Below are 26681 nucleotides of genomic sequence, written 5' to 3'. Positions count from 1 at the left end.
GTCGACCGTGAGTAAAGAACGCACCTATAGGTTTCGGCGTCGGCTCGATTCGCGGCCCGCGGCGGGGCGCGCGATCCGCTTCGGCGGGCGATCGAAAACCGGCCCGTACCCCGATCGAACCCCTACGCGACCGGCTCGATGCCGATCGTGAGGGTCGTCTCCTCAACGTCCCACTTCTCGACGAGGCCGCCCGCGGCCTCGGCGGCGTCGCTCGGGTCGTCGAGCCACGCGTCGGCGCGCACCTCGCCGGCGATGAGGTCGGCGTGGTCGTCGACGAAGCCGGCGACGCGCTCGTCGTCGACGGCGACGCCGACGCGGATCCGCGCCTCGACATCCAAGTCGAGCTCCTTGCGCATCTCCTGGATGCGCCGGATAACGTCGCGGGCGTACCCCTCGGACTCGATGTCGGGCGTCAGGGAGGTGTCGACGTAGACGGTGCCGCCCTCGAACTCTGCGCCGGAGACGTTCTCCGGCGGCTCCGCGACGTACTCGACCATCTCGTCGTCGAGGTCGACCGGCTCGCCGTCGACGGTCACCTCGCCGCCCTCGACCGCCGCGCGGGTCGCGCCCTGCACCGCCTCCATCACCTTCTGTGCGTCGCCGCCGAAGGCGGGGCCGATGGCGGCCATCTGCGGCTCCGCGGTCTCGACCAGCTCGTCGAAGGCGTCGGTGACGACGACCTCGCGGGCGTTGACGCGGTCGGCGATCAGCGCTTCGAGCCGGTCGACCGCGGCCGCGACCGTCTCGTCGTCCGACTCGACGACGACGCGCGGCACGGGCCAGCGGAGCTTGCGGCCGGCCTGCTGGCGCGCGTTCGCGGCCGCCTCCTCGACGTTACGGAACACCGCCACGTCGCGTTCGAGGTCGGTGTCGCGCAGGGCGGCGTCCGGCTCGGGGTACGACAGCGCATGGACCGTCGTCGCCTCGCCGTCGAGCCGCTGGTACATCCGCTCGGTCAGGTACGGAGCGATCGGCGCGAGCATGCGGATCACCTCGTCGAGGACGGTCGCGAGTGTGGCGTAGGCGCCGCGCTTCGAGGCGGAGTCGGCCTCCTCCCACATGCGGTCGCGGACCGCCTTCACGTAGAAGCGCGAGACGTCCTGCGTGACGAACTCGATCACGGCGTTGACGGCGTCGCTGACCTGGTAGTCCGCCCAGGCCTCGGCGACCTCGGCCTCGACCGACTGGAGCCGCGAGAGCACCCACTCGTCGACGAGCTCGAGCTCGCCGTCCGCGAGGTCGGCGTCGGCGGGGTCGTAGCCGTCGAGCTCCATGTACTCCAAGGGGAACCGGAACACGTTCCAGAGAATGTTGAGCTTGCCCTGCAGCTCGGCGAGCCCGTCCCACTCGAACGCGAGGTCGACCCCCTGCTGGTCGTGACTGAGGAGGTAGGTCCGGAGCGGGTCGCGGCCGGCGCGCTCGATTGCCTCCTCCGGCGTGACGATGTTGCCGACCGACTTCGACATCTTCCGACCGTTCTCGTCGTTGGCGAAGCCGTGCATCAGCACCTCGTCGTAGGGGATCTCGCCGACCGCGGCGGTCCCCATCCCGAGCTGCGACCAGAACCAGCCGCGCGTCTGGTCGTGCGCCTCGATGATCAGGTCGGCGGGCCACAGCTCGTCGTGCGCGGCCTCGTCGCTCGGGTAGCCGAGCGTGCCCCACGAGGCGACCGAGGAGTCGAGCCACACGTCGAACACGTCCTCGACCCGGCGGTACGTCGTCCCGTCCTCAACGATGGTGAGGTCGTCGACGGCGGGGCGGTGGAGGTCGATCGAGTCGGGGTCGACGTCCTCCTCGACGCGCTCGGCGAGCTCCTCGCGGGTGCCGATCACGATCATGTCCTCGTCGAGGTTGCCGGCCTCGGCGTCCTCCGGGACCCAGATCGGGATCGGGACGCCCCAGTAGCGCTGTCGGGAGACGTTCCAGTCGGGCGCGTCCTCGATGAAGTCGCGGAACCGGTTGTCGCGGGCCCACTGGGGGTGCCACTCGGAGTCCTCCATGTTGTCGAGGAGGTCCGCCTTCACGTCCGTGATCGAGATGAACCACTGGTCGGTGACGAGCTGGATGATCCCGGTGTCACACCGCCAGCAGTGCCCGTAGCTGTGCTCGACGGTACCGTGCGCGAGCATGTGGCCGTCGGCGACTAAGTCCTCGATGATGTCGTCGTTGGCGTCGCGCACGAACTGGCCGGCGTACTCGCCGGCCGCCTCGGTGAACTCGCCGTTCGGCCCGACGGGGCAGTGGATGTCCAGCCCGAGCTCCGTGCCGCGGTGGAAGTCCTCCTCCCCGTGGCCCGGCGCGGAGTGGACGAGGCCGGTGCGGTCGGCCTCGACGTAGTCGGCGGCGTACACCTGCCCGGCGCCCTCGAAGTCGGGGTACTCGGCGACGCGGTCGGCGAGCGGGTGGTCGTACGCCCAGCCGACGAGCTCCTCGCCCGTGAGCTCGGCCTCGACCTCGTAGCTCTCGTAGCGGCCCTCGCCGAGCACGTCCTCGACGCACTCGGCGGCGACGTAGAGGAGCTCCTCCTCGCCGTCCTTCTCCGCGCGGACCGCGTTGTAGGTGAGCTCCTCGTCGACGGCGACGAAGGTGTTCGCCGGGATCGTCCACGGCGTCGTCGTCCAGATGACGAGGCTTCCCTCGCGGTCCGCGAGCGGGAACTTCACGTAGATAGAGGGGTCCTCGACGTCCTCGTACTCGACCTCGTTGTTGGCGAGCCCGGTCTCGCAGCGCGGGCACTGCGAGATCGAGCGTTTCCCCTGCTCGACGAGCCCGTTGTCGGCGACCTCGGAGAACGCCCACCAGGCGGCCTCCATGTACTCCGGCGAGATGGTCTCGTACGGGTCGTCCCAGTCCATCCAGACCCCGATGGACTTGAAGTCCTCGTCCATCGCCGCCCGGTTCTCTAAGGCGAACTCCTTGCACTTCTCGATGAACGACTCCATCCCGTACTCCTCGATGTCCCGCTTGTTCTCGAAGCCGAGCTCCTCCTCGACTTTTACCTCGATCGGGAGCCCGTGCATGTCGTAGCCGGGGCGGTCGGTGACGCGGTGGCCGGTCATCCGCTTGTGCCGGATGACGGCGTCTTTCAGCGTCTTGTTCCAGGCGGTCCCGAGGTGCATCTGCCCGGAGGTGTACGGCGGCCCGTCCACGAAGAAGAACGGCGGGTCGTCGGCGTGCGCCTCTTTCGCCGCCTCGTAGGCGTCCTGCTCGTCCCAGTACTCGTCGACCGCGGCCTCGACGTCCGCGGGCGTGTACTGGTCGTCGATCTGCTCCATACGCGTTGGTCTTCGCGCGCGTATTTGAATACGGCGGAGTCGTGGGAACGGTTCAGCGGCCGCGGACGGGGACAAGAAACTTCTGCCGGGACCCGAACCCTCCGGACATGGAGACGCCGCCAGTCGTGCGCGAGAACCTCGGGTACGCGCTCCTCGGTGGGCCGGCGCTGGCCGCTGTCTCGTTCGTCGTCGGCGCGCAGTTCCTCGGTACCGCCGCGGGCGTCGCCGTCGCGGTCGCGATGTACGCGCTCGGCTGGGCGCTCTCGGCGCGGCGGTCCGGCTCGGCGCCGGAGCGATCGGCGTCGGACGCGAACGACGATCGCGAGCGCCGCGAGCGCGAGGCCGAGGCGGGGAAGGGCGGCTTCGGCGGGGGCGGCGGCGGGTAGCGGTCGAGGCAGCCGCCGTCGCTCACCGCGAGCCGGGCACGCCGTCGCTCACCGCGAGCCGGGCACGCCGTCGCTCACCGCGGATCGGCCGGCGTTTCCGGCGCGCCGTCCGCGAAGTAGTCGGCGAGCCGCTCGGCGGCCTCGGTCGCGCGCGGCGTCACCAGGGCGAACCGGATCCACTCGTCGCGGGCGGTGCCGAACGCCTCGCCCGGCATGCCGGCGACGCCCGCCTCGTCGACCAGCCGCTTGACGTTCGCCATCGTGCCGGGGAACCCCTCGAAGCGCGCGAGGACGTAGAAGGCGCCCTCGGGGCGGCTGTACTCCGCGCCGGCCGCGTCGAGCGCGTCGGTGAACGCGTCGACGCGCTCGGCGAGCAGCTCGCGTGACTCGGCGTAGTACTCCGGCGGCGTCTCGGCGAGCGCGTGGTACACCGCGTACTGGGAGGGGCGCGCACCGGTGACGTTCACGAGCATGTGCCGGGTCTTCGCGTCGCCGACGTGCGCCTCGGGGAAGATGCCGTAGCCGACGCGGAGCCCCGTGATCGCCATCGACTTCGAGAAGCCGCTGGTGACGACCACGCGGTCCGAGTCGAGGGTGAGGGCGGACTCGAACGAGCCGGCGAGGTCGAACTGGTCGTACACCTCGTCGACGACGACGAGCGCGTCGACCGCCTCGGCGACGCCGACGACATCGCGGACCGCGTCGATGTCGTACACCGCGCCCGTGGGGTTGTTCGGGGTGTTGAGGACGATGAGGGCGGTGTCCTCGCTCGCCGCCTCGCGGACCGCGTCGACGTCGAGGCCGCCGTCGCGCTCCGTGGGAACGAGCGTCGGCTCCCCGCCGAGCAGATGCGTCTTCCCGGGGTAGTACGGGTACACCGGGTCCATGAGCAGCGCCTCGTCGCCGGCGCCGCGGTCGAGCGCGCGCGCCATCGCGAGGTAGTTTGCCTCGCCGGTGCCGTTTGTGACGACCACGCGGTCGGGGTCGACGTCGCGGCGCTCGGCGATCGCCTCCCGCAGCTCGCGAAGCCCGTCGCTCGGCGGGTACTGGAAGTCTGCGGGCGGCAGGTCGGCGTACTCGCGGAGCGCCTCCCGGAGTGCGACGGGCGGCTCCCAGTCGGGGTTGCCGCTCACCATGTCGATGACGTCGCCGTCGGCGGCCGCGGCGTACTGCATCACGTGGAAGAACTTCGGCTCCTCGTACTCCATACGGGCGGGTCGGGCGCCCCCGCCGTGGCTCTTTCGGCCCGGGAGCGGCGGCCCGGTGGGGCGGACCGGGGCGGGTAAGCACCGCTTATGCGCGTCGCCGCGATCCGGTGGTTTGACCTATCGACACGCACAGCGAGCGATATGAACAAACGCGGTCACGTTCTCAACGGCCTGCTGCTCGCCCTCGGGCTCGGGTTCATCGTCGAGCCCGGCCTCGACATGGCGACCGCGACGACCGTCGCCGAGATCACCGTCCCGGTCGTGTTGGGGGCGCTGTTCCCCGACGTCGACACCGCCTTCGGGCGCCACCGGAAGACGCTCCACAGCCTCCCCGTGCTGGCGATCTTCCTCGCGTACCCGATCGTGTTCGGCAACCTCCAGTACGTGTGGATCGGCGTGTTGACCCACTACCTCCTCGACGTGGTCGGGAGCCGGCGCGGCATCGCGCTGTTCCACCCGCTCTCGGACAAGGAGTACGGACTGCCGAGCGGCGTGACGACGAGCAGCAAGTACGCCGACCTCGTCACCGTGATCATCACCGCGATCGAGCTGGCGGGCTTCTGGGCGATCCACACCTACGTCGTCAACCTCGATCTCGACCTCTCGGCGGCCTCGCAGGCCGCGGCCGGATTCGGTTTATAAATAAATCGCGGGTGTGGCGGTCGTGTGATCTGCGGCATCGACGATAGCGTGGAGGGCTCAGTCGGTCGCTTATAAATGAGTCACCGTGGATCGCCGGAGGACAGCTTTGGATTTTCAACCGTTTTCTTATAAATAAATGACCGCGGATCGGTAGATAGCACCGCCAAATCTCCAATCGATCACGTATAAATGAGTGACCGCTGATCGACAGAGGACACCTCCAAAGCCCCAGCCGCGAGGGCGGCGCACGCTCGCTGCGCGCTTCGGTCGTTCGCTTCGCTCACTCCCTCCAGTGCTTACGTCGCCTGCGCCGCCCTCGCGACTGCCCCTTTGAGTCCCGCCCCGCACCGCCCTACACGGCACCGCAGCCTCAAACCTCCCCAGCCTCGTCAGTCGCCTCCGCTTCGCTCCGGCGACTGACTCCCTCGCGCGTGCTGACTCGCGGCCGCCGATGGCGGCCGCTCGCAGGCACGCGCCACCGCATCTGTTTATAAACAAGCATCCTCGTCCCGGTGGCTTTTCGTCGTCGCTCGCGTGTCCCGAGGCATGATCGAGGAAGACGTGTCAGCGCCGACGGTCGCGGTCATTGGCGGCGGCGCGGTCGGCGTCACGGCGGCCCACGACCTCGCGGCCCGGGGCGCCGACGTGACGCTCTTCGAACGGGGGGAGCTGGCTGCCGAGAGCTCTGGGCGCGCGGCTGGGGTCCTCTACGACGCCTACGCCGAGGACGTCGACGCCGCGGTCGGCGCCCGCGCGCTGGCGCGGTTCCGCGCGTTCGACCGGTCGCTCCCCGGCTTCTCGTTTTCCGCGTGCCCGTACGTGATCGCAGTCCGCGAGGGCGACCCCGACGCCGACGCCGTCCCGGCGATGGTCGAGCGCATGCGCGACCACGGGCGCGAGGTGTCCCTCGTCGACCCCGACGAACTCGGCGAGCGCTTCCCCGCCCTCCACACCGACGACCTCGCCGTCGCGGCGGTCGCCGAGGGAGCGGGGTGGACCGACCCGCCGAGCTACGTCCGCGCGCTCGGCGAGCGGGCCGCCCGGGAGGGCGTCGCGGTCGAGACGGAGACCGTCGTCGAGCTCGGGGACCGGACTGACGCGGAACGAGAGCTCCGGATCCGCGAGGCCGGGGGCAACGGGAGTTCGGAGACCGAGACGCGCGCGTTCGACGCGGTCGTCGTCGCCGCCGGGGCACACACCCGGTCGCTGCTCGCGGACGCCGGGATTTCAGTCCCGGTCGTCCCCTACCGCGTTCAGGCGCTCGTCGCCCGATGGACCTACGACGGCCCGATGGTATACGACGCGAGCGCGGACGCGTACCTCCGCCCGCATCCGGACGGACTGCTCGCGGGCGACGGCACGGAGCCGGTCCCGGCCGACCCCGACGGCTACCGGCGCGAGGCGGACGACTGGTTCCGCGAGGACGTTGCCGCCGTCCTCGACGAGCGGCTCGTCGGCACCGAGCGCGGCGACGGCCGCACCGAGCGAATCGATCCCGACGCGGACGTCTCCCGGGCGTGGGCTGGACTCTGTACCGCGACGCCCGACGGCGACCCGCTCGTCGGGCCGATGGACGCGAGCGGGGAGGCCGACCCCACCCTCTTCGTTGCCGCCGGCTGGCAGGGACACGGGTTCATGCGCGCGCCGGCGATCGGCGAGACGGTCGCCGAGGGGGTGCTCGCGTCGCTCGCGGGCGTCGCGTTCGACGATCCGGATTCCCCGTGGATCGGCGCGTTCGATCCGAACCGGTTCGACGGTGACGAGGAGTTCGAGATCGCGGAGGGGATGTCGCTGTCGAACCGGACGGACGGGGAGTAAGGGATCGAAAAGGCGCGGTCAGTCGTCTTCTTCGACGACGTCCACGTCGCTCGACCCGCCGCGTTTGGGGATCTCGACGTGGAGCGTGCCGTTGCGCGTGAGCGTCGCGTTCGCGCCCTCGGGCGTCACGTCGGCGTCGCGCGGGAGGTCGACGCTGCCTGACAGCGAGACGCCGCGGCCCGGGAACACGAGCTCGTGGCCGTCGTAGAAGTCGCGGAAGCGTTCTAAGTTCACCTCGACGGTGCGGTCGAGGAAGGTGACGTCGACGTCCTCGCCCCGGACGCCGGGGGCGTCGAAGACGACGAGGTAGGCGTCGTCGCTCTCGAGGAGGTCGTGCGAGAGCGGGCGGCGCTCCTGGACGCGGCCCCACCCGCGGCCGACGCGTTCGAGGGCACTCCGGAGCGCGGACCGACCGGTCTCGACGAGTCGGCTCACGGACTCACACCTCGATTTCGACGAGGTCGCTCCCCCCGCAGTACGGACACGAGAGGTCCTCGACAGCGTGGTCGTCGGGCACGTCGTAGGTGTAGTGGTTCTCGAACATGTCCAGCTCGCAGTCGTCGCTTTCGCACTTGACCTCCATCGTCGATGGCATGCCCGACAGTTGTGTCGGCGAGGGCTTAAACGGCGTGGCGGCGGCGACCCGGGGGCGCGAACGCGCGGCGGTCAGAGCCCCGAACCCCGCATGCGCTCCGGAACGACCGTTCGCTCCGCGAACAGGACGACGAGGGTCCCGAACGCGACGCCGGCGGCGAACCCCGGGCCGTACGGGAACAGGCGCGGCGCGAACGCGAGCGAGACGCCGAGCCAGACGATCGCGGCGAGCATCGCGGCCCCCGCGGCGACGTACGCGAGCGTCTCGTACCGGTCCGGCGGGAGCCGGTCCCGCGCCAGCCACGCGAGCGGGCCGACGAGTAAAGCGGTGACGACCGCCCACGCGGCCGCGGCTCCCCACGGGCGCGGGTCGGCGCCGTAGAACTGCGCCGCGCCGAAGGCGCAGACGAGGGCGACCGCGAGGTACTGTCCGAGTCGCTGCCGGCGAGCGGGCGTATTGGAGGACACGAGTCGCGGTTTCGAGCGATCCGATATAAGCGATCGGCCGGAGTTCCCGACGTTCCGCACGCTTTTCCCCTCTCGGCCGACTACGGAGGGTAACATGACCGATTCGCCCGCGTCGGCTCGGGGGTCACTCCCGGCCGACCCGAACGACCTCTCCGTCACGATCGTCGACGGGTACGTCGACGAGCCGGCCCACTTCGGCGTCCCGCCGTACCTCTCGACGTACCCGCGGTACACGGCGGGCGCGCTCGTCGATGCGGGCGTCCCGGAGTCGCAGATCACCTACCACACCATCGACGAGCTCCGCGAGGACCGGGGCAAACACGCCGACGTCGCCGACGCGGACCTCATGGTGTACGTCGGCGGGATGACGGTGCCCGGGAAGTACGTCGGCGGCACCCCCGCGGAGCCCGACGAGGTGCGCGAACTCGGCTGGACCGCCGACGGCGTGACGCTGCTCGGCGGCCCAGTGCGGTTCGGGGTCGGGGAGGAGAACGCGGGCGCACAGGAGACCCAGCGCGACGACCTCGACTACGACTTCGTCGCGATGGGCGACGTCGAGGCCGCGGCCCACGACCTCGTGCGCGAGGGGTTAGAGGGGTACGGGAACCGGATGCGGACGAACGAGGAGGTCGACCGCTGGGCGCGGCGGGGGGCGTTCGTCGTCGAGCAGCACCCGAACCACCCCGACTACCTCATCTGCGAGATGGAGACCTCCCGCGGATGCGCGTACCGGTGTTCGTTCTGTACGGAACCGCTGTACGGCGACCCGGCGTTCCGCGCGGCGCGCTCGGTCGTCGACGAGGTCGACGCGCTCTCGAATCGGGGAGTCAGGCACTTCCGGCTCGGCCGACAGGCCGACATCCTCGCGTTCGGCGGCGACGGCGAGGCGCCGAATCCCGACGCGCTCCGCGACCTGTACGGCGGAATCCGCGAGGTCGCCCCCGACCTCCGGACGCTCCACCTCGACAACATGAACCCCGTGACGATCACGGATTACCCGGAGGCGTCGAGGGAGGCGATCCGGGTCATCGCCGAGCACAACACGCCGGGGGACACGGCCGCGTTCGGGCTCGAATCCGCCGACCCCGTGGTTCAGGAGGAGAATAACCTGCTCGTCACCGCCGAGGAGTGTCTGGAGGCCGTCCGCGTCGTCAACGAGGAGGGCGGCTGGCGCCCGGGCGACACGCCGGAGACGACGCCCGGCGACTCGACGCGCGTCACCGGCCCCTCCACCGGCCCGGACGCCTCGCCGCGGCTGCCGAAGCTGCTCCCCGGGATCAACCTCGTCCACGGGCTGACCGGCGAGCGCCCGGAGACGTACGAGCACAACAAGGAGTTCCTCCAGACGGTGTACGACGAGGGGCTGATGCTCCGCCGGATCAACATCCGGCAGGTGATGGCGTTCGCGGGCACGGAGATGGCCGAGACGGGCGCGGACGTCGCACAGGAGCACAAAGACCAGTTCCAGGCGTACAAGCGGGAAGTGCGCGAGACCATCGACAACCCGATGCTCGACCGCGTCGTCCCGCCGGGGACAGTCCTCCCCGACCTCCACTTGGAGTACCACCAGGACGGCAAGACGTTCGGGCGTCAGCTCGGCACCTACGCGCTCCTCGTCGCGGTGCCCGGCGAGCGCGAACTCGGCACGACCATCGACGTGGCGATCACCGACCACGGCTACCGCTCCGTGACGGGCGTCCCGTACCCGCTCGACGTCAACGCGGCCTCGATGGACGAGCTGACCGCCATTCCCGGGATCAACCGGAGCCGGGCCGGCGACATCGTGGTCGGCCGCCCCTACGAGTCGGTCGACGCGGTCGACGCCGGCGTGGCCGACTTGGCGGCGTACGCCGTCGCCGGCGACACCGACGTGCCGATCCCCGGCCGCGAGCGCCCCGGATCCGGTCCCGGTCCCGCCGCGCAATCCTCGCTCGGGCGTGGGGACTGAGCGATGGCTGGCAACGGTCCGAAATCGGGCGACGACCCCGCGGTCACCCGCGTCGAGGTCCCCGTCGACACGCGCGCCCCGGGCGGCACCACGAACGCGTACCTGCTCGACGGGGTCCTCGTCGACCCGGCGGCCCGGACCGACGCGCTCGACGCCGCGCTCGCAGAGCGTGGGTCGGCCGACGCGGCCGCCCCCGCGGTCGAGGCGATCGCGGTCACCCACGCCCACCCGGACCACGTCGGCGGGGTCGCGGAGTACGCCGCCGCGACGGGCGCGACCGTCGTCGCCCGCGAGGGGCACGCCGACCGGTTCGCCGCGGCGGCCGGCGTCGACCCCGACGAGACGGTCGCGCCCGGTGAGACGGTCGGCGACACCGCGGTCCGCGTCGTCGACACGCCGGGGCACACGCCGGACCACGTCGCGTTCGCGGCGGGTGAACCGGGGGAGAGTCCGAGACGCACCGCCCTGTGCTGTGGCGACCTCGCCGTCGCGGAGGGGAGCGTCGCGGTCGCCGCACCCGAGGGTGACCTGTCCGCGTACCTCGCGAGCCTCGAACGGGTGCGCGACGCCGGCTACGGCCGACTACTCCCCGGTCACGGGCCCGCGATCGACGACCCGGCGGCGACGTGCGACCGGCTGATCGAGCACCGGCTGGCGCGCGAGCGCGACGTGATCGCCGCGATCGACGACGGCGCGGCCGACCTCGACGCGGTCGTCGACGGCGCCTACGAGAAGGACCTCTCCGGCGTGCGGGACCTCGCGCTGGCGACGGTCGCCGCGCACGTCGAGAAACTTGTCGCGGAGGGGCGGATCGGCGGGGCGTGGCGCGCGCGGCTGGCGGACCGCGGTTTCGACTGACCGCGTCGCGCTCGCGCTTCGCTCCGGCGCTCTATCGGCCGCCGAATCCGCCTACGGCTCCGCTTCGAGCTCGCCGACGACCTCGGACAGCGGCGTCTCCGTCACGTCGACGAAGCGGCCGCCGGCGGCGACGATCCCACCGTCGGTCTCCGCGTCGTCGCCGACGTGGACGAGCCCGGTCGTGGTGGTCCCGAGCGCCTCCGCTGCGGCCTCGAACGCCGAGGGGTGCGGCTTGCGCCACCCGCAGCCGACGCTGGTCGTGACCGCGTCGAACTCGCCGCGGAGGCCGGCGCGGATCAGCGTCCGCGGGACGAGTTCGGGGACGGCGCAGTTCGAGAGGAGGCCGACCGGCCCGCGCTCGCCGGCACCGTGGACCGCGTCGAGTGCGCCGTCGCGTCGGGTCACGTCGGGGTCGAACGCCGCGATCACGGCGTGTCTGGCGACGTTCTGATCCGCGTCGACGCCGCGGGAGTCGAGCGCGCGGGCGACGTGCGCGGGGAGAGGGACCTCCGTGCCGGCGGGCGCCTCGACGTGTTGTTCCCCGTACGCGACGTGCCAGTCGTCGGGGACCGTCACGCCGCGGGCCTCCAGTTCGCGCGCGACCGCTTCCGCCGGGTCGGATGGGTACTCGACGTCGACGAGGGTCCCGAAGAGGTCGAAGGTGACTGCCACGATACCCCTGTTACGAGCAAACCCGGATTGAAGCTGTCGGTCGTGGGGAGGGGGGTGGCGGCGGGGACGGGCGTCGGCGGGACCGTTCCCGGCGCGCCGTGGTCAGATCATCGACGCGAGGTGGAGCGTGTACAGTCGGTAGAGTCCGGTCACCCACGCGCACAGCCACAAGAGCATGAAACCGAAGACGCCGGCGCGGAGCCGCTTCCGCCAGTGGCCCATGTCCTCGTGGATCTCGTCGATATCGACGTCGAGGTCCTCGTAGGCGTCCGCGTTCCGCTTCGCCTGGAAGATCCGCACGATTCCGGTGAGCGCGAACGCCAGGAGGGCGTACGCCTGAACGCCGAAGAACGCGTGGAGGATCGCCATCCCCGTCAGCTGTTCGAGGACGCGCGGGATCATCCACCCGACGATGGGGACCGTCGTGAGCACCAGTCCCGCGACGATGTACCGGAGGTGTCGCATCAACACGTTCCACGACACCGTCTCCGCGTCGATCATGATCCAGGCGCCGTACAGGAGGAAGGGGAGGCTCGTCGTCACGGACACCCCGGCGAGCGCCGCGATGACCGACTCGTCGACCATGCGAGCGGCTACGTACTCCGGCGCGTAAAGCCCCGCGATTCGCGTCCGGTGACGCGGTCCCCGAGCGTCCAGTCCTCGGGTGTCCGGTCCCCCTTCTCGGTCCTCGGGCGCGGACGAAAACAGTTAGCGTCAGGAGCACGTAGCGCCGAGGTGATGGAGGACACCTCGACGCGGTCGGAGTCGGAGTCGCCGCCGGAGGAGTCGGCCGATCCGGCGTCCGACGGTCCGGACGACCCCACGTCAGCCGACGACGGCGAGTCCGAAGCGGGCGAGGGAGACGAGTCCGCGGCAGCCGACGCCGACGACCCCGCGACGGCCGACGCCGACGGAACCCCAGAGGACGAGACCGACATCGAGGCCCTCCGCGAGCGCGTCGAATCGGAGTACGACTTCGACGACTTCGGGCCGTCTGACATGGCGCAGATGAGCGCCGAGGAGTGGGACGCCGCGTTCGACCCGGACACGTGGATCACCGGCGACGAACTCCTCGACCGCGTCGACGCCGAACTGAAGTCCCGAATCGCGACCCGCGACGTGTTCGGCGTCTTAGAGCGCGTCCGCGAGGACGGCGAGGAGCGCATCCTCGTCTACTCTGACGAGGGATACGCGATCATCCGCCCCACGGGCGAGGTGCGCGGCGAGGGGACGGTGCTTCGGGACATCGAGCCGGTCGTCGCGCTCGCGGCGATGGAGTCGTACGAGGTGGCCGAACCGCCGGAGAACTGGTCGCTCCCGCACCCGGACAGCGTCCCGGAGGGCTCCGGCGAGTTCGGCAACCTCGTGGTACAGGCTATCGCCGCGGTCCAGGTGCTCGCCGGTGCGGCGCTCCTCGTCGCGAGCGCCGTGGCCGACCTCGGGACGATCGTCGCGCCGACGATGGGCATCGTCTTCCTGTTGGTCGGCCTCTTCCTCTTCGCGATGGTGGCGAACGCGCGGCTCTCCGACCGGTTCCGCTCGGAGGAGTACCGGGACCGGCTGCGCGCGCTCCGCGAGGCGAAACAGCGCCCCGAGTTCGTCCCCGTCGAGGACGGCGTCGCGAGCGGTGAGGACGGCGACGCGACCGAGCGTGAGCGAGAGGAGTAATCCGACGATTTCGACGGTTTTAGCCCCCGAGACCTCCTCCACGTCGGCGGTTTCAGTCGGTGGGTTTAAGCGAACCCCGTCCCGAGTGAGCCTGTATGAAAAGGCGGGACTTCGTGCGGACGGCCGGCGGCGCGACCGCCGCCGTCGCGGCCTCCGCCGGGGCGACCGGAACGGTGGCTGCACAGGAGGTACAGCCCGACTGGCCCAGCGGGGCGGCCGACGGGAACGTCGGGTCGTACACCGACGCCCGCGGCCAAGACGAGGTGACCATCTCGGTCGGCGCCGGCAGCGACGGCCTCGCGTTCGACCCGACGCTGGTGTGGGTCGACGAGGGGACGACCATCGTCTGGGAGTGGACCGGTAACGGCGGCGACCACAACGTTCAGACGGTGGACGACGGCGGTCCGGCCGACCTCGACAGCGGGAACCCCGTCGGCGAGGAGGGGTACACCTACGAGTACGAGACGTCCGGCGAGGACGCCGGCATCACTCACTACCACTGCGTTCCCCACACCGCGGTCGGTATGCACGGCGGCCTCGCCGTCGGCGAGGACGTCGAAACCGTCGAGACAGGCGGCGCGAACACCGGGTGGCCGGAGGACATCGCCAAGGTCGGCGTCCCCCTCCACGCCCACTGGGTCGGGATCTCCGCGATCCTCGGCATCGGGATGACGTTCGTGTTCACGTTCTACATGCTCAAGTACGGCGAGTCGGCCCACACGGGCCACGGGGGTGCGAGATGAGCTCCGGCGGCTCCTCGTACGGCGACATCCACCGGTACGAGCCGGCCCGCGAGAGCACCGCCGCCGCGATCGCGATCGTCCTCCTCACCGTCATCGAGGTCGTGTTCGTCGCCCTGTTCACCTACGGACTGATGTCCGCGTGGGCGTCGACGGAGGCAGGGAACATGTACGTCGGCGCGCTGTTGGCGTTCATCTTTATTGATCTCGCGTTCATTCTACTCCTGTACCGGAAGGAGTTCCTCCCGGACGTGATGATCGTGAAAAAGCGCCGGCGGAAGTGGGAAGACCTGTACGTCCGCGAAGAGGACAAGGAGGGGAAGGGAATCGACACCGGCGGCCTCGCGGAGACGCTGAAGCGCGCGGTGTACCCGTACTACAAGAAGTGATTCGACAATGAGTCTGAAAAAACAAGACGACATGGACCACAACGCGTGGCTCAAGAGTCAGGACCTCACGGCCATCGAGACGGCGTTCCTGACCACGCTCATCTGGCTGGACAAGCGGCTCCGCATCGTCGACTACCTCGAGCTGCTGGAGACGATGTACTACCGCGCGAACCTCCAGATGCCGAAGAGCCACACCGAGCAGTACGACCTCGACAACAAGTTCTGGTACTGGTACCCGCTGTACTCGCTCGGGTCCCTCTCCATCATCGCGTACCTGCTCGCGGCGGTCTCGGGCGCGCTGCTCGGGTTCTACTACGCGCCGTCGACCGCGGGCGCGGCGGCCCAAGGCGACCCGACCGCCGCGTACGACTCGATGGTGATGATCATGAAAGACGTCCAGTTCGGCTTCATGCTCCGGTCGATCCACCGCTGGGCGGCACAGTTCATGGTGGCGGCGGTGTTCCTCCACATGCTGCGGGTCTACTTTACCGGCGCGTACAAGGAGCCGCGCGAGGTCAACTGGATCCTTGGCGTCGTGCTCATCGCCCTGACGCTGCTGTTCGGCTTCTCCGGGTACGTCCTCCCGTGGAAGCAGCTGTCCTTCTGGGCGGCGCAGATCGGCGTCGAGCTGGCCCTCGCGACGCCGATAATCGGCGAGTGGGCGGCCCAGCTGCTGTTCGGCGGCTTCACCCTCGGACAGGCGACGCTCGTGAGAATGTACATCCTGCACGTGTTCGTGTTGCCGTTCGTGGTCACCGCGCTCATCGCGATCCACGTCGGCATCGTCTGGGTGCAGGGCATCGCGGAGCCGCACTAATCCAATGACCGACGACACCACACCCATGACGGACGGAGGCACCGACGACGAGGCGCGCACCGACGGCGGCCCGCCGGCGACGGTCCCGCCGGACGACGAGACGCCGACCTGGTCCGATCGGAAGGAGCGCAGCCAGGGGCTCGCACAGCTCACCTACCAGTACTTCGAGCGCTCCCGGCGCGAGGACGAGGACCTGCGCGCGGAGTCGACGTACGTCGAGCGTGACGTGCTGGGCTTCCCGACGTGGCCTCACGAGACGATCCGCAACCTCGCGATCACCTCGTTCTTCCTCGGGGTCATCCTGCTCGTGGCTTCGATCCTGCCGTCGCACTTCGGCGACCCGGCGAACCCCGGCTCCACGCCGGCGATCATCCTGCCCGACTGGTACCTCTACTGGTCGTTCGGCCTGCTGAAGCTCAGCCCGATCAACCCCGAGCTCGCCGTGTTGGGTGGTAACATCATCGTGTCCAACGAGCTGTACGGGCTCATCGCCCACGGCGCCATCTTCGGCGTCATCACGCTCGTCCCCTTCCTCAACAAGGGCAACGCGCGGCGCCCCGTCGAGGAGCCGGGGTGGGCCGCGCTCGGCGTGGCCGGGGTCATCCTAGCGATCACGCTGGCGGTGCTGGCGATCCAGAACTTCTTCCCGGTCCCCCTCGAGCTGCTGTTCTCGCTCGTGTTCATGCTCCCAATCGCGGGCGGCGTCGTCACCTACGCGGTGTTGAAGACGATGCGCGAGGGGTACATGTACGACCTCAACCGGCGGTACTACATGCTGCGGCCGCCGAAGTAAGCGGCCGAGACCAGTCCGCTGCGGTCCCGCGACCGAAGCGCAGCCGGGCCCCCGTTCTCGGGCCCCGCCCCCGCCGTTCCGACGCCTCGTATCACCCATGTCATCCTCAACAGACGGCGACGCCTCGCAAGCGTTCGACGAGACCGGCGATCCGATCGCGGCCGACGACGACGAGGACCCACGCAACGAGCCGACGGGCCCACGAGACGGGCCGAGCGGCCGGGAGGTCGTCGTCCCCTTCCGGCTGTACAAGGCCGTCACCGTCTTCTCGACGCTCGCCGCGGTCGTCACCTACTTCGTCGGGTTCACGCTCATCGACGCCGCGACGCTCCAGATAAGCTTCGTCCGGACGACCATCGTCTACCTGCTCGACAGCGCCGGGATCTTACCGCCGGAGGACGTGCTCGTGGCGATACTGGCGATCACCGGCGTCGGCTTCATCGTCCTCGGGACCGCCGTGTACGTGCTCGGGACCCGGTTCCGCGGACAAGGGATGGGAAAGTCTCAAGACGACTCCAGCGAAACGTGAGATAATGGCAGACGAGTTCATGAAGGGCTTCGCCCTGTTCACGATTGGCGGTCTCGGGTGGATCACCTTCGGCGGCTGGTACCGGACGCCGTCGTACTACCAGGTGTCACAGCTCGTGAACCCGGCGGAGGGCGTGAACACGGCGTACGGCGAGGTCGGTCTGCTCGCGGGCGACGTGTTGTTCTGGCTGATGATCCTCGGCGCGCTGACGTTCTGGGTACTTATCCCTGCCAGCCGACAGCTCCGCGATTCCCTCAACGACGGCGACGACGACGCGGCCGCGAACTGAACGCACCCCCCTCGTCTCGCTTTTGCCGTCCGTTCCGCCGCCCGAGAGCGGCGGCGACGGTCCGCGCCGACGAACCGAGAGCTTTTCACCGCCGCTCGCCCCAGCCTCGCGCATGAGTGAGCCGACGCGCCGCCTCGCGGTTCTGGGCGACGGCGACCCGGCGGCGGCGATCCGATCGGCGGCCGACGGCGCGGGCGCCCGTCTCGTCGACCGCGCCGAGGCTGACGCGGTCGTCGCTGTCGGGGACGCCGCGCTTCGTGAGGCGATGCGCGCGGCCGCGACCGACGACGGGCGCTCGGGTCCGATCCTCCCGGTCGGAGACGGGCGTCACGCGGTCGGCCCGGACCTCGCGGCCGACCGCATCGCGGACGCCGACGACTGGCTCGGCGGGTCAGCGCGCGCGGTCGACGGGTTCTCTCGCGTCGCGCATCCGGTCTTGGCGGTCGACGGCGTTGGCGGCGGTCGCCGTCGGTTCGCGGCCGCGGACGTCGCCTTCGTGACGGCGGCGCCGGCCCGGATCTCCGAGTACGGGATCGCCTTTACCGGCGGGGAGTCGGTCTCGGTGCGCGCTGACGGCGCCGTGGTCGCGACGCCGCTCGGCAGCGACGGCTACGCGGCAGCCGCGGGCGGGCCGGTCGTGTCGCCCGGCGGCGGCCTCTCGGTCGTTCCCGTCTCGCCGTTCACGACTCGCCCCGACACGTGGGTCGTGAGCGGCGGCGTCCGCGTCACGGTCGAGCGGGAGGCGGAGCCGGTCGCGCTGGTCGTCGACGGCGATCGCCGCGGGACCGTCGAGCCGCACCGCGCGGTCAGCGTCGAGATCGCGTCGACAGTCGACCTCCTCTCGGCGACGGCGGAGTGAAGGGGACACCCCCACGGCCAGGGGCGTCCGCGACCCCGTCGCGAGCGCGCCGATCGGAAACACTCTAATACGTCGTGAACGGAAAAGGTGGATATGGACCCACTGCAGTTCCTTGTTCCCCTCGGCTGGCTGGCGGCCGCCGGGCCGGCGCTGCCGTACGCGATCTTCGTGATGACCGTCGCGAACCTCGCGACGCGGCACCTCGCGCACAGGCGACATGTCGATCAGGGAGAAGAGGCCGACAGCGTGGAGGCGTACACGCCCCACGTGTTCACCAACGTCGGGCTCGTCCTCCTGTCGTTCGTGTACATCCTCGTTGCGCCCGTGAGAGGGACGATCCTGTCGATCCTCGTCCTGTCGATGTTCATCGCCGACTTCTTCGAGCTGGAGGCGCGCAACGTCGAGGCCCGCAACGACATGGAGATCGAGGCGCCGAAGAGCTCGATCGCCGCCTCGCTCGTCGTGTTGGTGTGGTCGTCGTACTTCGCGCTGTTCTTCGTCGTCGAAGGGATCTGGAACCAGTTCGTCGTCGCCTGACGGACTCCGCCCCCGACCGCGGTTTCCCTTTCCGCCCTCCGCTCAGAACGTCCAGTCGCCGGTGAGCTTCATCCCCGTCGCCTTCCCCTCGGCTTCGAGCGCCGCGGCGATCTCGTCGGTGTCCCGGCGCGGGATCGACGCGTCCGCCTCGGCGAGGTCGACGACAAGTTCGGTGAGGAGGATCGCCTGTTCCCGGAGGTTCCGCGACTCCAACTTGTCGAGCGTGTCCGCGTGGGTGTGACCCCAGCCGCGGCCGCGCCCCTCGGTCTCACCGGAGACCATGTACCCGGGGATCCCTCGCTTCACGAACGGCCAGTGGTCGCTGTGGGGGACCAGTTCGCTCCCCGTCGCGATCGGGTGGTCGAAGCGGTCGCTCACGCGCTCGGCGGCGGCCGCCAGCGCGTCGAAGTCGTGGTGATCGAGCCGCAGCGTCCGGCCGAACACATTGCTGTCGACGTTGACGACGGCGCGGACCGCGTCCCGGTCGGCGGCCTCGGCGGCCACCGACGAGCCGACAAGGCCGACCTCCTCGGCGCCGAAGGCGGCGAACCGCACCCGCACGTCGAGCTCGTCTTCGCGGGCCGCGAGCGCCCGTGCGACCTCGACGATCGTCGCCGTGCCGGCCCCGTTGTCCATCGCGCCCTCCGCGAGGTCGTGGGCGTCGACGTGCGAGGAGACGATCAGGTACTCGTCGGTGTCGGGCCCCAGTTCGGCGACCGCGTTCCCGCTCGTCGCCGTCGGCGTCTCGCAGTCGACCGCGACGGTCAGGTCGTCGCCCTCGTTCCGTCGCGCGAGCCGGGCGCCGGTCTCCTTCGAGACGCCGACCGCGGGGATCGCCCCGATCGGGTCGTCCGCGGTCCCGACGCTCCCGGTCGGCGGGAGCGTCCCCTCGACGTGGTTAGCGAAGACGAAGGCGGCGGCGCCGGCGTCAACCGCGCGGTAGTACTTCTCGCGGCGGTGAATGAACCGGTCGACAGAGTCGGGGGTGTCCGACGAAACCATCACGACCTTCCCCGCTAGGTCGGCCTCGAAGTCCTCGGGGATACCGTAGCCGAGATCGACGAACTCGCCGGTCGCCTCGCCGCTGGGGCTGCGCGGCAGCGCGATACACTCGTTCGGGCCGGCCGCGACCGGCTCGTCGGCCGTCGCGTCCCGGACCGCGCTGTCGCCGCGCTCCCAGCCCTGGATCTCGAACTCCTCTATCGCCGCGTTTCGCGCGCCCGCGTCGGCGAACGCGTCGCGGGTCAGCTCCAGCGCCTCGCGCTCGCCCGCCGAGCCGGCCATCCGGTCGCCGACGTCGACGAGGTCGAGGAGGTGGTTCCAGCCCGCGTCGCTCGTGAACGTCTCGCCGATCCACTGTGTCATGGGTAGGCGTGTCGCGGCCGCCGCTCAAGCGTTTCGGTGGCGGCGGGGGCGGCCGGGATCGGGGGACGGACGGACGTGTGGGCAGCTTGGAGGGGGACGTCGATCAGACCGGTACGACCGGCAGGAGGACCGCTGCGGCCTCGGCGGCCGCGAACGTCGAGTCGTACAGGTGATTGAGGAGGAGGTAGGTGACGACCCCGAGCACGAGCGACAGGATCCACGCGCTCGCGGCGATCCGCCCGACGCGCCGGTGGGGCGTCTCGTTGCGAAGTTCCCGCTCGGTGTGTGTGAGCCCGAGGACGAGGGCGTAGAGGACGACGGGGACGGAGACGACGGAGAGGACGATGTGGATCGCGAGCATGATCAGGTACGCGGGGTACACCCAGTCCCACAGCGGGACCCACGCGTACGCCGAGTCCAGCACGAACTCCTTGGTACCGCCGCCGGCGACCTTCGGGAGGTACATCCCGAGGAACAGGAGGATGAGTCCGAACGAGGTCGTCATCGCGGCGGCGTGTTTCTTCACCTCGTCGTTGCGGATCCAGTACCAGCCGAGCGAGAGCGTGATCACGGTGACCGTGTTGACGGCGGCGATGGCGTGCGCGAGGAGGTTTACGGTCTCCTGCGTGAGCGTCGGGAACAGCGCCTGGAACTCGGGGACCAGGAACACGCCGCCGACGGCGCCGTAGCCGACGACGGTGAGGAGGACGGTTATCGCTGTGGCCCGCTCCTTGGCCCGCTCGCGAACGCTGGCGGTGGACATATCGGAGGGAGGGAACGGAGCGATAAGTCGGCTTCGGGTGCTCCCGCCGGTCGGGAGGTTTCGTCCCCTCTCGTCCCCACCGCGCCGTCGCTCCTACCGCTCGATGACGCCCGTCGCGGTCGCGACCTCTATCGCGGCCTCCTCGTTGATCCCGCCCTGAAGGATGGTGTAGCGGTCGCGGATCTCGTGGGCGCTCGTCAGGGCGGCGAGCAGCTCCGCGTCGTCGATCCCCAACCCGCTCGCCGTCGTCGGAGCGTCGAGCTCGTCGAGGGCGTCGCGGATGGCGCTCCACCGCCCGTTCTCGCCGCTGTGGAGGTACTCCGTCATGATCGAGGCGACGCCGACCTGGTGGCCGTGGAGCGCCTTTCCAGGGGCGATCCGGTCGAGCTGGTGAGAGATAAGGTGTTCCGCGCCTGAGGCGGGTCGCGAGGATCCCGCGATGGACATCGCGACGCCGGAGGAGACGAGCGCCTTCACGACGACCCACGCGGACTCCTCTAAGCCCGGGCGGATCATGTCGGCGTTCTCGACGAGCAGCTCTGCGGTCATCTCCGAGAGCGCGCCCGCGTACTCGCTGTACTCGACGTTGCGCAGGCGGCGGGCGAGCCGCCAGTCCTTCACCGCGGTGTAGTTGGAGATGATGTCCGCACAGCCCGCCGTGGTGAGCCGCCACGGCGCCTCCGCGAGCAGCGTCGTGTCCGCGACGACGGCGAGTGGCGGGTCAGCAGCGACTGAGTGGCGCGTGTCCCCCTCGGGGATCGAGGAGCGCCCGGAGACGATGCCGTCGTGGGAGGCGACGGTCGGGACGGAGACGAAGCCGACGTCGAGGTGGTCGGCGGCCATCTTCGCGATGTCGATCGGCTTCCCGCCGCCCAAGGCGATCAGGTAGCCGGGGTCGACCGCCTCCGCGGTCTCCTTCAGCTCCTCGACCGCGGCGAAGGAGGCCTCCTCGACGACGGCCGTCGCGGGGTCGTCGAACTGCGCCCGGACGCGGTCGCCGGCGATCTCGTTGGGCGTCGGGCTCGTCACGATCAGCGGCCGCCCCGTCAGGTACAGCTCGCCGACCGCCTCCCCGAGGTCGTCGATGACGTCGTGTCCCACGAGGACGTTCCGCGGGAGCTTGATCCACGTCGTCTTCTCGAACATACGGGTCGGTCGCGCCGACGGGTCAAAGCCGTTGTCCATGCGGGTCGCGACCCGCCGGCGGGCGGGGCGATCGGTTCGGTCGCTCGCGCTACGCGCCGAGCGCGGCCAGCGTCGTCGCCGCGTCGTAGAGGAAGTAGACGCCGAAGCCGGCGAGCACGACCGCGGAGGCGATGGCGACGAGCGGCGCGAACGTCTCGATCCGGCGCTCAGCGGCAACGAGCCCGGTCGGGAAGCTCACGATCCACGTCAGCACGCCGAGGAAGAACCCGCCGATGAGCGCCGGGGAGCCCGTGGCGACCACGAGCGTCCCGGCGAGGTCGCTCCCGACGACGGGGAGCCGGGCGAGCACGTCGAGCTCTCCCGGCCGGAGGAGGCCGACGCCGATCGTCAGCCAGAACAGCACCTGGTACGGGTTCGTTAAGGCGAGCACCAGCGCCTTGCGGAATCCCTTCCCCTCCGCGGCGATCGGTTCCTCGACCGAGGTCGGGCGGAAGGACGCCCGCGCGCCCTGTGCCGCGCCGACGGCGAAGTACAGCATCAAGACGCCGCCGACCGCGACCATCGCACCCTGTAACAGCGGGAACGACTCCACGACCGCGACGACGCCGACGTACGCGAGGACGAAGAAGATCGCGTCGGCGGTCGCCGCGCCGAGCCCGGCCCGGAACCCGGCGAGGCGTCCGCGGAGGACGGACTCCTCGGCGATCACCGCGTTCATCGGACCGGGCGGCGCCGCGAGCGCCAGGCCGAAGACGACGCCCGCACCGAGCGTAACGAGGGTACTCACACCGCTCGCAACGCCCGGTTTCGTGAAAAACCTCGCGACAGAGAGGCGGTCAGTAGCGGTCGGTTCCGGGCCGTGTGCCCGGGATCGACGCATCGAGGGACAGATCCGATCACGCTCGGCCGGGGAGACAGACGCCCGCACCGCGTATCGCTCCCGCGGCTACGCGTCTTGGAGTTCGGCCTCGCGAAGCGCCTCGTTGAGGTCCTCGCGGACGCGCTCGCCGGTCTCGCGGTCCATCGCCGTGGTGACGATCCGGTTCTCCTGAACGCTGGAGCCGTCGCGCAACAGGAGGCGGACGTTGCCGTTCGTCCCCGCGCGCGTCGCCTTCGCGCGGAGGCCCGTCCGCGACCCCGTCCCGCCGGCGTCGATGGGACCGGGGACGATCTTCTTGACGTGCGGGTGTTCCGCGACGGTCTGGACGGCCTTGCGCCCCTTGCGGTCGCCGATGAGCGTGGAGTGCGACCCGCCGATCTTCTCTCGCGGCGGCGTCTCGACGACCGCCAGCGACCGGTCACCCCGCCGGTCGAGCACCCACGCGACGACCGGGCTCACGTCCGCCTCGCGGTCGGTGCCGCCGTCTTGGTTCGGCCCGCCCGCACCGCTCGCACCGCCGTCGGGCACGCGGTAGAACTCGTGGTGGAGCTGTGCGCGCGTCTCGCGGAGCGGCTCGCGCTCGCCGGCGGCGTAGACGGTTTCGGGGCGCTTCCGTCGGATTTCGTCGGCGACGCGGCCCGCGAAGTTCCGGAGTTGGACCTCGCTCAGCCGCTCGCCCTCCTCCGGGCGCGTGGTGACCGTCGTCTCGCCGACGACGTCGTCCTCGTCGAGCATGGTCAGGTGTGCGCGGTCGGTCTCGAACTCGGCGACGACCGCGTCGGCGTTGGCGGTGTTGCAGGTCAGACAGTAGTCCCCCGGCTTCTCGATCGGGGTGCCACACCGCCGGCAGTTCATACCGATCGGACGGTCGTGTGCGGTAAAAGGGCGTCCGTTCGGCGTGGGACCGGGATCCCTTCGGTGTCCGGCCGACCTCCGTTCGACGTCCGCTCGGCTCCACCGAAGCGCGATCCGCGCTCGGCTCCGCGATCCGGAGCGACAGGTTATAACCCGCTCCGGTCTCCGTACCGAGTATGGATGGAAACGGGCGGCGCGACGTCGACGACGGCGCCGAGGTGGACGTCGGTGACGGGGCGGCGGATGCGAGCGTCGGTGACGGGGCGGCGGATGCTGGCGTCGGTGACGGAGCGACCGAGGCGGGCGTCGGTGACGGAGCGGCCGAGGCGGAGACCGTCGAGGACCGGCTGGCGCGGCTGGTTCGCGACGGCCGGCTTAACGCGCTCGTCGCGTGGGCGATGATCGCGGTCCTGGCGGGGGTCCTCGTCGAGAGCGCGCTCGATTACGACCTGCTGTCGGCGGCGATCGTCGTCGGCCTCGGCGCGGTCGTGCTGGCGCCGACGGCCGCGGCCCGGGACTGGCGGACGATGCTCCCGGCCGAACTGGTCGGACTGGCGCTGTTACCGATCCTAGTTCGGGTGTTCCGCGGCGGCGAGCTGGGGACGTTCGCAACGTACGTCGCCATCGCGGCGCTGGCGCTCGTGATCGCGGTCGACCTCCACATGTTCACGGCGCTGCGGCTCACGCACTGGTTCGCGGTCGCGTTCGTCGTGATGGCGACGCTGGCGACGGCGGCGATGTGGACGGTGCTGCGCTGGAACCTCGACCAGCGCGTCGGCACCGAGTTCCTGACGACGAACGACGCGCTGATGATCGAGTGGATCTACGTCACGCTGGCGGGGATCGCGGCCGGGGTTCTCTTCGACGGCTACTTCCGGCAACGCAGGCTCGTGCTCCGCCGCGCCATCCGGCGGGTGATGCGGTGATGACGCGGCTCCCCCGCCCGTCGCTCCGGTCGCAGCGGCGGCTCACCGGCGCGATGCAGGTCCTGCTCGTCGGCATCGTCGCGTACGGCTTCCTCGCGGGCGAGCAGAAGGCGATAAGCAACGGGATCATCGGGTTCCTCGTCACGCTGATCCCGGCCGCCTCGGAGCACCGATACGACCTCCCGCTCGACCCGTGGCTCGCGCTGTGGATCACGTCCGCCGTCTTCCTCCACACCGTCGGGTCCGCCGGCTTCTACGCCCGGATCGAGTGGTGGGACCACGTTACCCACTCGCTTTCGGCCTCGGTCGTCGCGGCCGCCGGCTATACGGCGCTCCGCGGGGTCGACCTCCACAGCGACGGGATCCGGATCCCGTCGCGGTTCGCGTTCATCTTCATCGTCGTCGTCGTGCTGGCGTTCGGCGTGCTCTGGGAGCTGTTCGAGTTCGGACTCGACATCATCGCGACGGAAACCGGGATCGACATGCCGCTGGCCCAACACGGGCTCGAAGACACGATCTCCGATCTCACCTACAACACGGTCGGCGCGGTCCTCGTGGGGCTGTTCGGGCAGGCGCACCTGTCGGGCCTCGCGGAGCGGGTCCGCGACCAGCTGTTGGCGCGCACACAGGGGTGAGGCTCCCGCGCGGCCGTCGTGCCCCTCGCCTCCGTCTCCCTCGCCTCCGTCGCGGACCGTCTCTACAGCTGTCGTCCGCACCGACAGCAGGCGGGCGCACCGACAGCAGGCGGGCGCACCGACAGCAGGCGGGCGGCACCTACGGCAGACGGGCGCACCTACGAGAGGCAGGCCGCCACGACCCGAAGCGCCGCCTCGCCCCGCACCTCGTTGGCGAGGAGGGGGACGCGCTTCACCTCCCGCCCGCGGAACAGGTCGGTGGCCTCCCGGAGCGCGTTCTGTTGGACCTCCCAGCGGCGCGCGCAGAACTCGCAGGTGTCCGGGTTCGGCTCGACCACCCAGTCGGGGTCGATCTCGGAGCCGTCCCCGCCGGTCACGTCGCCGACGCCCTCCATCACGCGGTTGACGACGAGGGTGTTCACCGGAATCTCGAACTCGTCGAGTCGGGCGACGAGGCGCTCGGACTCGACGACGCTCATCTCCTCGGGGATCATCACGACGCGGAAGTCGGTCTTCTCGGGGTCGCGCAGGACGGCTCGTAGGCGCTCGATGCGCTCGCGGAGCTCCTCGAGGTCGGCGGAGGGGTCGGGGTCGTCGTCGCCCCCGCCGAACATCCCCTTGATCCCGTCCATCATCCCGGAGAAGCGCTGGCGGAGCTTCATCACGCGGCCGAGCATCGAGTCCATGATCTCCGGCAGCTGGAGCAGCCGGAGGGTGTGGCCGGTCGGCGCGGTGTCGACGACGACGCGGTCGAACCGCGGGTCGTCGAGGTACTCCAACAGCTGGCGCATCGCCGCGGCCTCATCCGCGCCTGGCATCGTCCCGCCGAGGAGACCGCCGAGGCCTTCTCCGTCCTCGCCCGCGGCGCCGGGGTCGCCGGGACCACCGGCGCCGCCCATCCCGCCCATCGCGTCGCCCATCTCGCCGAGTCCGCCGAGCGGGTCGGCGTCGGCTCCGAACATCCCCTCGTCCATCGCGGCGTCGGGGTCGATCTCGGCGGCGTACAGCGGCATGTCCTCGCGGATGCGCGCCGGCTCGGCGGGAATTTCGGTCTCGTAGGTGTCTGAAAGGGAATGGGCTGGGTCGGTCGAGACGACGAGCGTCCGGACGCCGCCCGCGGCCGAGGCGAGCCCCGTCGCAGCCGCCATCGTCGTCTTCCCGACGCCGCCTTTCCCGCCGTACAGCACATAGTCGGGCGCGTCGACGCCCGCGGGAAGGTCGGCGAGGTCGTCGTCGACGGTCAGGGATTCGTCGCCGTCGGCCGGCTCGACGGCGGTCTCGTCTTCGGGCTCGTCGACCCGGTCGACGGGTTCGACGTCGATGTCGTCCATAATTGCGTGTCGTTCCGGCGGGCTTGTGTACCCGTCGGTCCCGAGACTACAGAGACGCGATTCCCGCGACGAACTCATTCGATCACTTATAAATGGTTGACTACGGATCGACCGCGAACACTCCCAGAGACTCAGTCGTTCGCTTATAAATGACTGATAACGGATCCATCGCGAACACCTCCAAAGCCCCAGCCGCGAGGGCGGCGCAGGCGACGTAAGCACCGCAGGAACGAGCGAAGCGAGTGACGAGGAGCGCAGCGAGCGTGCGCCGCCCTCGCGGCTGCCCCTTT

At 70.3% G+C, this 26681-nt stretch carries 29 protein-coding genes; 16 read left to right on the top strand and 13 right to left on the bottom strand.

Annotated elements, in window-relative coordinates:
- Positions 1–122: 122 nt before the first annotated feature.
- Complete coding sequence (ileS, locus tag ACOZ35_RS16665) at positions 123–3275, bottom strand: isoleucine--tRNA ligase (protein ID WP_424014606.1); 3153 nt, start codon at positions 3273–3275, stop codon at positions 123–125.
- A gap of 107 nt (positions 3276–3382) precedes the next feature.
- Here ileS and ACOZ35_RS16660 point away from each other — a divergent pair, with 107 nt between their 5' ends.
- Positions 3383–3661 (top strand): hypothetical protein, encoded by a 279-nt coding sequence (locus ACOZ35_RS16660; RefSeq protein ID WP_424014605.1) that lies wholly within the window; start codon positions 3383–3385, stop codon positions 3659–3661.
- Positions 3662–3735: 74 nt separating this feature from the next.
- Here the strand turns inward: ACOZ35_RS16660 and ACOZ35_RS16655 are convergent, their stop codons facing one another.
- Positions 3736–4869, bottom strand: a complete 1134-nt coding sequence (locus tag ACOZ35_RS16655; RefSeq protein ID WP_424014604.1) for a pyridoxal phosphate-dependent aminotransferase — start codon at positions 4867–4869, stop codon at positions 3736–3738.
- A 141-nt stretch (positions 4870–5010) separates the two neighbouring features.
- Between ACOZ35_RS16655 and ACOZ35_RS16650 the strand changes: the two genes are divergently transcribed.
- A complete protein-coding gene (locus ACOZ35_RS16650) occupies positions 5011–5511 on the top strand; it encodes a metal-dependent hydrolase (protein ID WP_424014603.1) in 501 nt (166 codons plus the stop codon).
- Positions 5512–6057: 546 nt separating this feature from the next.
- Complete coding sequence (locus ACOZ35_RS16645; protein ID WP_424014602.1) at positions 6058–7329, top strand: NAD(P)/FAD-dependent oxidoreductase; 1272 nt, start codon at positions 6058–6060, stop codon at positions 7327–7329.
- 18 nt (positions 7330–7347) lie between these two features.
- On the opposite strand, the gene ACOZ35_RS16640 is transcribed toward ACOZ35_RS16645, so the two are convergent.
- From ACOZ35_RS16640 to ACOZ35_RS16630, 3 genes are all read right to left on the bottom strand, one after another.
- Entirely contained in the window at positions 7348–7764 is a 417-nt protein-coding gene (locus tag ACOZ35_RS16640) for an Hsp20/alpha crystallin family protein (protein WP_424014601.1), read from the bottom strand.
- Positions 7765–7768: 4 nt separating this feature from the next.
- Positions 7769–7924, bottom strand: coding sequence for a DUF7559 family protein (locus ACOZ35_RS16635; protein ID WP_008581677.1), 156 nt, complete (start codon positions 7922–7924; stop codon positions 7769–7771).
- A gap of 71 nt (positions 7925–7995) precedes the next feature.
- Entirely contained in the window at positions 7996–8391 is a 396-nt protein-coding gene (locus ACOZ35_RS16630; protein ID WP_424014600.1) for a hypothetical protein, read from the bottom strand.
- Between the two features lie 94 nt (positions 8392–8485).
- Between ACOZ35_RS16630 and ACOZ35_RS16625 the strand changes: the two genes are divergently transcribed.
- Both ACOZ35_RS16625 and ACOZ35_RS16620 read left to right on the top strand, forming a co-directional pair.
- A complete protein-coding gene (locus tag ACOZ35_RS16625) occupies positions 8486–10339 on the top strand; it encodes a radical SAM protein (RefSeq protein WP_424014599.1) in 1854 nt (617 codons plus the stop codon).
- 3 nt (positions 10340–10342) lie between these two features.
- Positions 10343–11197: an MBL fold metallo-hydrolase gene (locus ACOZ35_RS16620; RefSeq protein WP_424014598.1), complete on the top strand. Its 855-nt coding sequence runs from the start codon at positions 10343–10345 to the stop codon at positions 11195–11197.
- Positions 11198–11248: 51 nt separating this feature from the next.
- On the opposite strand, the gene ACOZ35_RS16615 is transcribed toward ACOZ35_RS16620, so the two are convergent.
- Both ACOZ35_RS16615 and ACOZ35_RS16610 read right to left on the bottom strand, forming a co-directional pair.
- Positions 11249–11869: an HAD family hydrolase gene (locus ACOZ35_RS16615; RefSeq protein ID WP_424014597.1), complete on the bottom strand. Its 621-nt coding sequence runs from the start codon at positions 11867–11869 to the stop codon at positions 11249–11251.
- A 102-nt stretch (positions 11870–11971) separates the two neighbouring features.
- Positions 11972–12454 carry a DUF7321 family protein gene (locus ACOZ35_RS16610; protein ID WP_424014596.1) on the bottom strand — a complete coding sequence of 161 codons (483 nt, stop codon included), beginning with the start codon at positions 12452–12454 and terminating at the stop codon, positions 11972–11974.
- Between the two features lie 153 nt (positions 12455–12607).
- Between ACOZ35_RS16610 and ACOZ35_RS16605 the strand changes: the two genes are divergently transcribed.
- The 9 genes from ACOZ35_RS16605 (at position 12608) to ACOZ35_RS16565 (ending at position 18490) form a co-directional block, all read left to right on the top strand.
- Entirely contained in the window at positions 12608–13537 is a 930-nt protein-coding gene (locus ACOZ35_RS16605; protein ID WP_424014595.1) for a DUF7319 domain-containing protein, read from the top strand.
- A 95-nt stretch (positions 13538–13632) separates the two neighbouring features.
- Positions 13633–14280 (top strand): halocyanin domain-containing protein, encoded by a 648-nt coding sequence (locus ACOZ35_RS16600; protein ID WP_424014594.1) that lies wholly within the window; start codon positions 13633–13635, stop codon positions 14278–14280.
- Positions 14277–14666 (top strand): DUF7318 family protein, encoded by a 390-nt coding sequence (locus ACOZ35_RS16595; RefSeq protein WP_004598369.1) that lies wholly within the window; start codon positions 14277–14279, stop codon positions 14664–14666. The genes ACOZ35_RS16600 and ACOZ35_RS16595 overlap by 4 nt, the downstream gene beginning before the upstream one ends.
- A 7-nt stretch (positions 14667–14673) precedes the next feature.
- Complete coding sequence (locus tag ACOZ35_RS16590; protein WP_008440242.1) at positions 14674–15483, top strand: cytochrome b; 810 nt, start codon at positions 14674–14676, stop codon at positions 15481–15483.
- Positions 15484–15487: 4 nt separating this feature from the next.
- Complete coding sequence (locus ACOZ35_RS16585) at positions 15488–16276, top strand: cytochrome bc complex cytochrome b subunit (protein ID WP_424014593.1); 789 nt, start codon at positions 15488–15490, stop codon at positions 16274–16276.
- Between the two features lie 97 nt (positions 16277–16373).
- Entirely contained in the window at positions 16374–16805 is a 432-nt protein-coding gene (locus ACOZ35_RS16580) for a DUF7315 family membrane protein (protein ID WP_424014592.1), read from the top strand.
- Between the two features lie 4 nt (positions 16806–16809).
- Positions 16810–17094, top strand: coding sequence for a DUF7314 family protein (locus ACOZ35_RS16575; protein ID WP_424014591.1), 285 nt, complete (start codon positions 16810–16812; stop codon positions 17092–17094).
- A gap of 112 nt (positions 17095–17206) precedes the next feature.
- The gene (locus tag ACOZ35_RS16570) at positions 17207–17953 is read left to right on the top strand and encodes an ATP-NAD kinase (RefSeq protein WP_424014590.1); all 747 of its coding nucleotides are present in this window, start codon (positions 17207–17209) and stop codon (positions 17951–17953) included.
- Between the two features lie 93 nt (positions 17954–18046).
- On the top strand, positions 18047–18490 hold the full coding sequence (locus ACOZ35_RS16565; RefSeq protein WP_424014589.1) for a DUF7313 family protein: 444 nt from the start codon (positions 18047–18049) through the stop codon (positions 18488–18490).
- Positions 18491–18532: 42 nt separating this feature from the next.
- Here the strand turns inward: ACOZ35_RS16565 and ACOZ35_RS16560 are convergent, their stop codons facing one another.
- From ACOZ35_RS16560 to ACOZ35_RS16540, 5 genes are all read right to left on the bottom strand, one after another.
- Positions 18533–19855: a M28 family peptidase gene (locus tag ACOZ35_RS16560; protein ID WP_424014588.1), complete on the bottom strand. Its 1323-nt coding sequence runs from the start codon at positions 19853–19855 to the stop codon at positions 18533–18535.
- Between the two features lie 103 nt (positions 19856–19958).
- Positions 19959–20618 (bottom strand): DUF420 domain-containing protein, encoded by a 660-nt coding sequence (locus tag ACOZ35_RS16555; protein WP_424014587.1) that lies wholly within the window; start codon positions 20616–20618, stop codon positions 19959–19961.
- Positions 20619–20711: 93 nt separating this feature from the next.
- Positions 20712–21764: an NAD(P)-dependent glycerol-1-phosphate dehydrogenase gene (locus ACOZ35_RS16550; RefSeq protein WP_424014586.1), complete on the bottom strand. Its 1053-nt coding sequence runs from the start codon at positions 21762–21764 to the stop codon at positions 20712–20714.
- Between the two features lie 88 nt (positions 21765–21852).
- Positions 21853–22551, bottom strand: a complete 699-nt coding sequence (locus ACOZ35_RS16545) for a LysE family translocator (RefSeq protein WP_424014585.1) — start codon at positions 22549–22551, stop codon at positions 21853–21855.
- Positions 22552–22710: 159 nt separating this feature from the next.
- Positions 22711–23499, bottom strand: a complete 789-nt coding sequence (locus tag ACOZ35_RS16540; protein WP_424014584.1) for a DUF2103 domain-containing protein — start codon at positions 23497–23499, stop codon at positions 22711–22713.
- 176 nt (positions 23500–23675) lie between these two features.
- Between ACOZ35_RS16540 and ACOZ35_RS16535 the strand changes: the two genes are divergently transcribed.
- The gene (locus ACOZ35_RS16535) at positions 23676–24425 is read left to right on the top strand and encodes a hypothetical protein (RefSeq protein WP_424014583.1); all 750 of its coding nucleotides are present in this window, start codon (positions 23676–23678) and stop codon (positions 24423–24425) included.
- On the top strand, positions 24425–25060 hold the full coding sequence (locus ACOZ35_RS16530; protein WP_424014582.1) for a hypothetical protein: 636 nt from the start codon (positions 24425–24427) through the stop codon (positions 25058–25060). Before ACOZ35_RS16535 ends, ACOZ35_RS16530 begins: the two co-directional genes overlap by 1 nt.
- Before the next feature lie 158 nt (positions 25061–25218).
- Here ACOZ35_RS16530 and ACOZ35_RS16525 read toward each other — a convergent pair whose 3' ends face one another.
- Positions 25219–26391, bottom strand: coding sequence for an ArsA family ATPase (locus ACOZ35_RS16525; RefSeq protein ID WP_424014581.1), 1173 nt, complete (start codon positions 26389–26391; stop codon positions 25219–25221).
- Positions 26392–26681 lie beyond the last annotated feature (290 nt).

The sequence above is a fragment of the Halorubrum xinjiangense genome (genome assembly GCF_049604745.1).
GTDB lineage: Archaea > Halobacteriota > Halobacteria > Halobacteriales > Haloferacaceae > Halorubrum > Halorubrum xinjiangense_A.
This window is presented reverse-complemented; position numbering and strand designations above follow the sequence as displayed.

What these genes read in the sequence shown, in the direction of transcription:
- ACOZ35_RS16655 (WP_424014604.1), bottom strand. Translation starts at nt 4,869, where the DNA reads ATGGAGTACGAGGAGCCGAAGTTCTTCCACGTGATGCAGTACGCCGCG.
- ACOZ35_RS16585 (WP_424014593.1), top strand. Translation starts at nt 15,488, where the DNA reads ATGACCGACGACACCACACCCATGACGGACGGAGGCACCGACGACGAG.
- ACOZ35_RS16590 (WP_008440242.1), top strand. Translation starts at nt 14,674, where the DNA reads ATGAGTCTGAAAAAACAAGACGACATGGACCACAACGCGTGGCTCAAG.
- ACOZ35_RS16565 (WP_424014589.1), top strand. Translation starts at nt 18,047, where the DNA reads ATGGACCCACTGCAGTTCCTTGTTCCCCTCGGCTGGCTGGCGGCCGCC.
- ACOZ35_RS16620 (WP_424014598.1), top strand. Translation starts at nt 10,343, where the DNA reads ATGGCTGGCAACGGTCCGAAATCGGGCGACGACCCCGCGGTCACCCGC.
- ACOZ35_RS16625 (WP_424014599.1), top strand. Translation starts at nt 8,486, where the DNA reads ATGACCGATTCGCCCGCGTCGGCTCGGGGGTCACTCCCGGCCGACCCG.
- ACOZ35_RS16645 (WP_424014602.1), top strand. Translation starts at nt 6,058, where the DNA reads ATGATCGAGGAAGACGTGTCAGCGCCGACGGTCGCGGTCATTGGCGGC.
- ACOZ35_RS16635 (WP_008581677.1), bottom strand. Translation starts at nt 7,924, where the DNA reads ATGCCATCGACGATGGAGGTCAAGTGCGAAAGCGACGACTGCGAGCTG.
- ACOZ35_RS16560 (WP_424014588.1), bottom strand. Translation starts at nt 19,855, where the DNA reads ATGACACAGTGGATCGGCGAGACGTTCACGAGCGACGCGGGCTGGAAC.
- ACOZ35_RS16610 (WP_424014596.1), bottom strand. Translation starts at nt 12,454, where the DNA reads ATGGTCGACGAGTCGGTCATCGCGGCGCTCGCCGGGGTGTCCGTGACG.
- ACOZ35_RS16530 (WP_424014582.1), top strand. Translation starts at nt 24,425, where the DNA reads ATGACGCGGCTCCCCCGCCCGTCGCTCCGGTCGCAGCGGCGGCTCACC.
- ACOZ35_RS16600 (WP_424014594.1), top strand. Translation starts at nt 13,633, where the DNA reads ATGAAAAGGCGGGACTTCGTGCGGACGGCCGGCGGCGCGACCGCCGCC.
- ACOZ35_RS16525 (WP_424014581.1), bottom strand. Translation starts at nt 26,391, where the DNA reads ATGGACGACATCGACGTCGAACCCGTCGACCGGGTCGACGAGCCCGAA.
- ACOZ35_RS16550 (WP_424014586.1), bottom strand. Translation starts at nt 21,764, where the DNA reads ATGTTCGAGAAGACGACGTGGATCAAGCTCCCGCGGAACGTCCTCGTG.
- ACOZ35_RS16575 (WP_424014591.1), top strand. Translation starts at nt 16,810, where the DNA reads ATGGCAGACGAGTTCATGAAGGGCTTCGCCCTGTTCACGATTGGCGGT.
- ACOZ35_RS16650 (WP_424014603.1), top strand. Translation starts at nt 5,011, where the DNA reads ATGAACAAACGCGGTCACGTTCTCAACGGCCTGCTGCTCGCCCTCGGG.
- ACOZ35_RS16595 (WP_004598369.1), top strand. Translation starts at nt 14,277, where the DNA reads ATGAGCTCCGGCGGCTCCTCGTACGGCGACATCCACCGGTACGAGCCG.
- ACOZ35_RS16535 (WP_424014583.1), top strand. Translation starts at nt 23,676, where the DNA reads ATGGATGGAAACGGGCGGCGCGACGTCGACGACGGCGCCGAGGTGGAC.
- ACOZ35_RS16555 (WP_424014587.1), bottom strand. Translation starts at nt 20,618, where the DNA reads ATGTCCACCGCCAGCGTTCGCGAGCGGGCCAAGGAGCGGGCCACAGCG.
- ACOZ35_RS16605 (WP_424014595.1), top strand. Translation starts at nt 12,608, where the DNA reads ATGGAGGACACCTCGACGCGGTCGGAGTCGGAGTCGCCGCCGGAGGAG.
- ACOZ35_RS16580 (WP_424014592.1), top strand. Translation starts at nt 16,374, where the DNA reads ATGTCATCCTCAACAGACGGCGACGCCTCGCAAGCGTTCGACGAGACC.
- ACOZ35_RS16540 (WP_424014584.1), bottom strand. Translation starts at nt 23,499, where the DNA reads ATGAACTGCCGGCGGTGTGGCACCCCGATCGAGAAGCCGGGGGACTAC.
- ACOZ35_RS16660 (WP_424014605.1), top strand. Translation starts at nt 3,383, where the DNA reads ATGGAGACGCCGCCAGTCGTGCGCGAGAACCTCGGGTACGCGCTCCTC.
- ileS (WP_424014606.1), bottom strand. Translation starts at nt 3,275, where the DNA reads ATGGAGCAGATCGACGACCAGTACACGCCCGCGGACGTCGAGGCCGCG.
- ACOZ35_RS16570 (WP_424014590.1), top strand. Translation starts at nt 17,207, where the DNA reads ATGAGTGAGCCGACGCGCCGCCTCGCGGTTCTGGGCGACGGCGACCCG.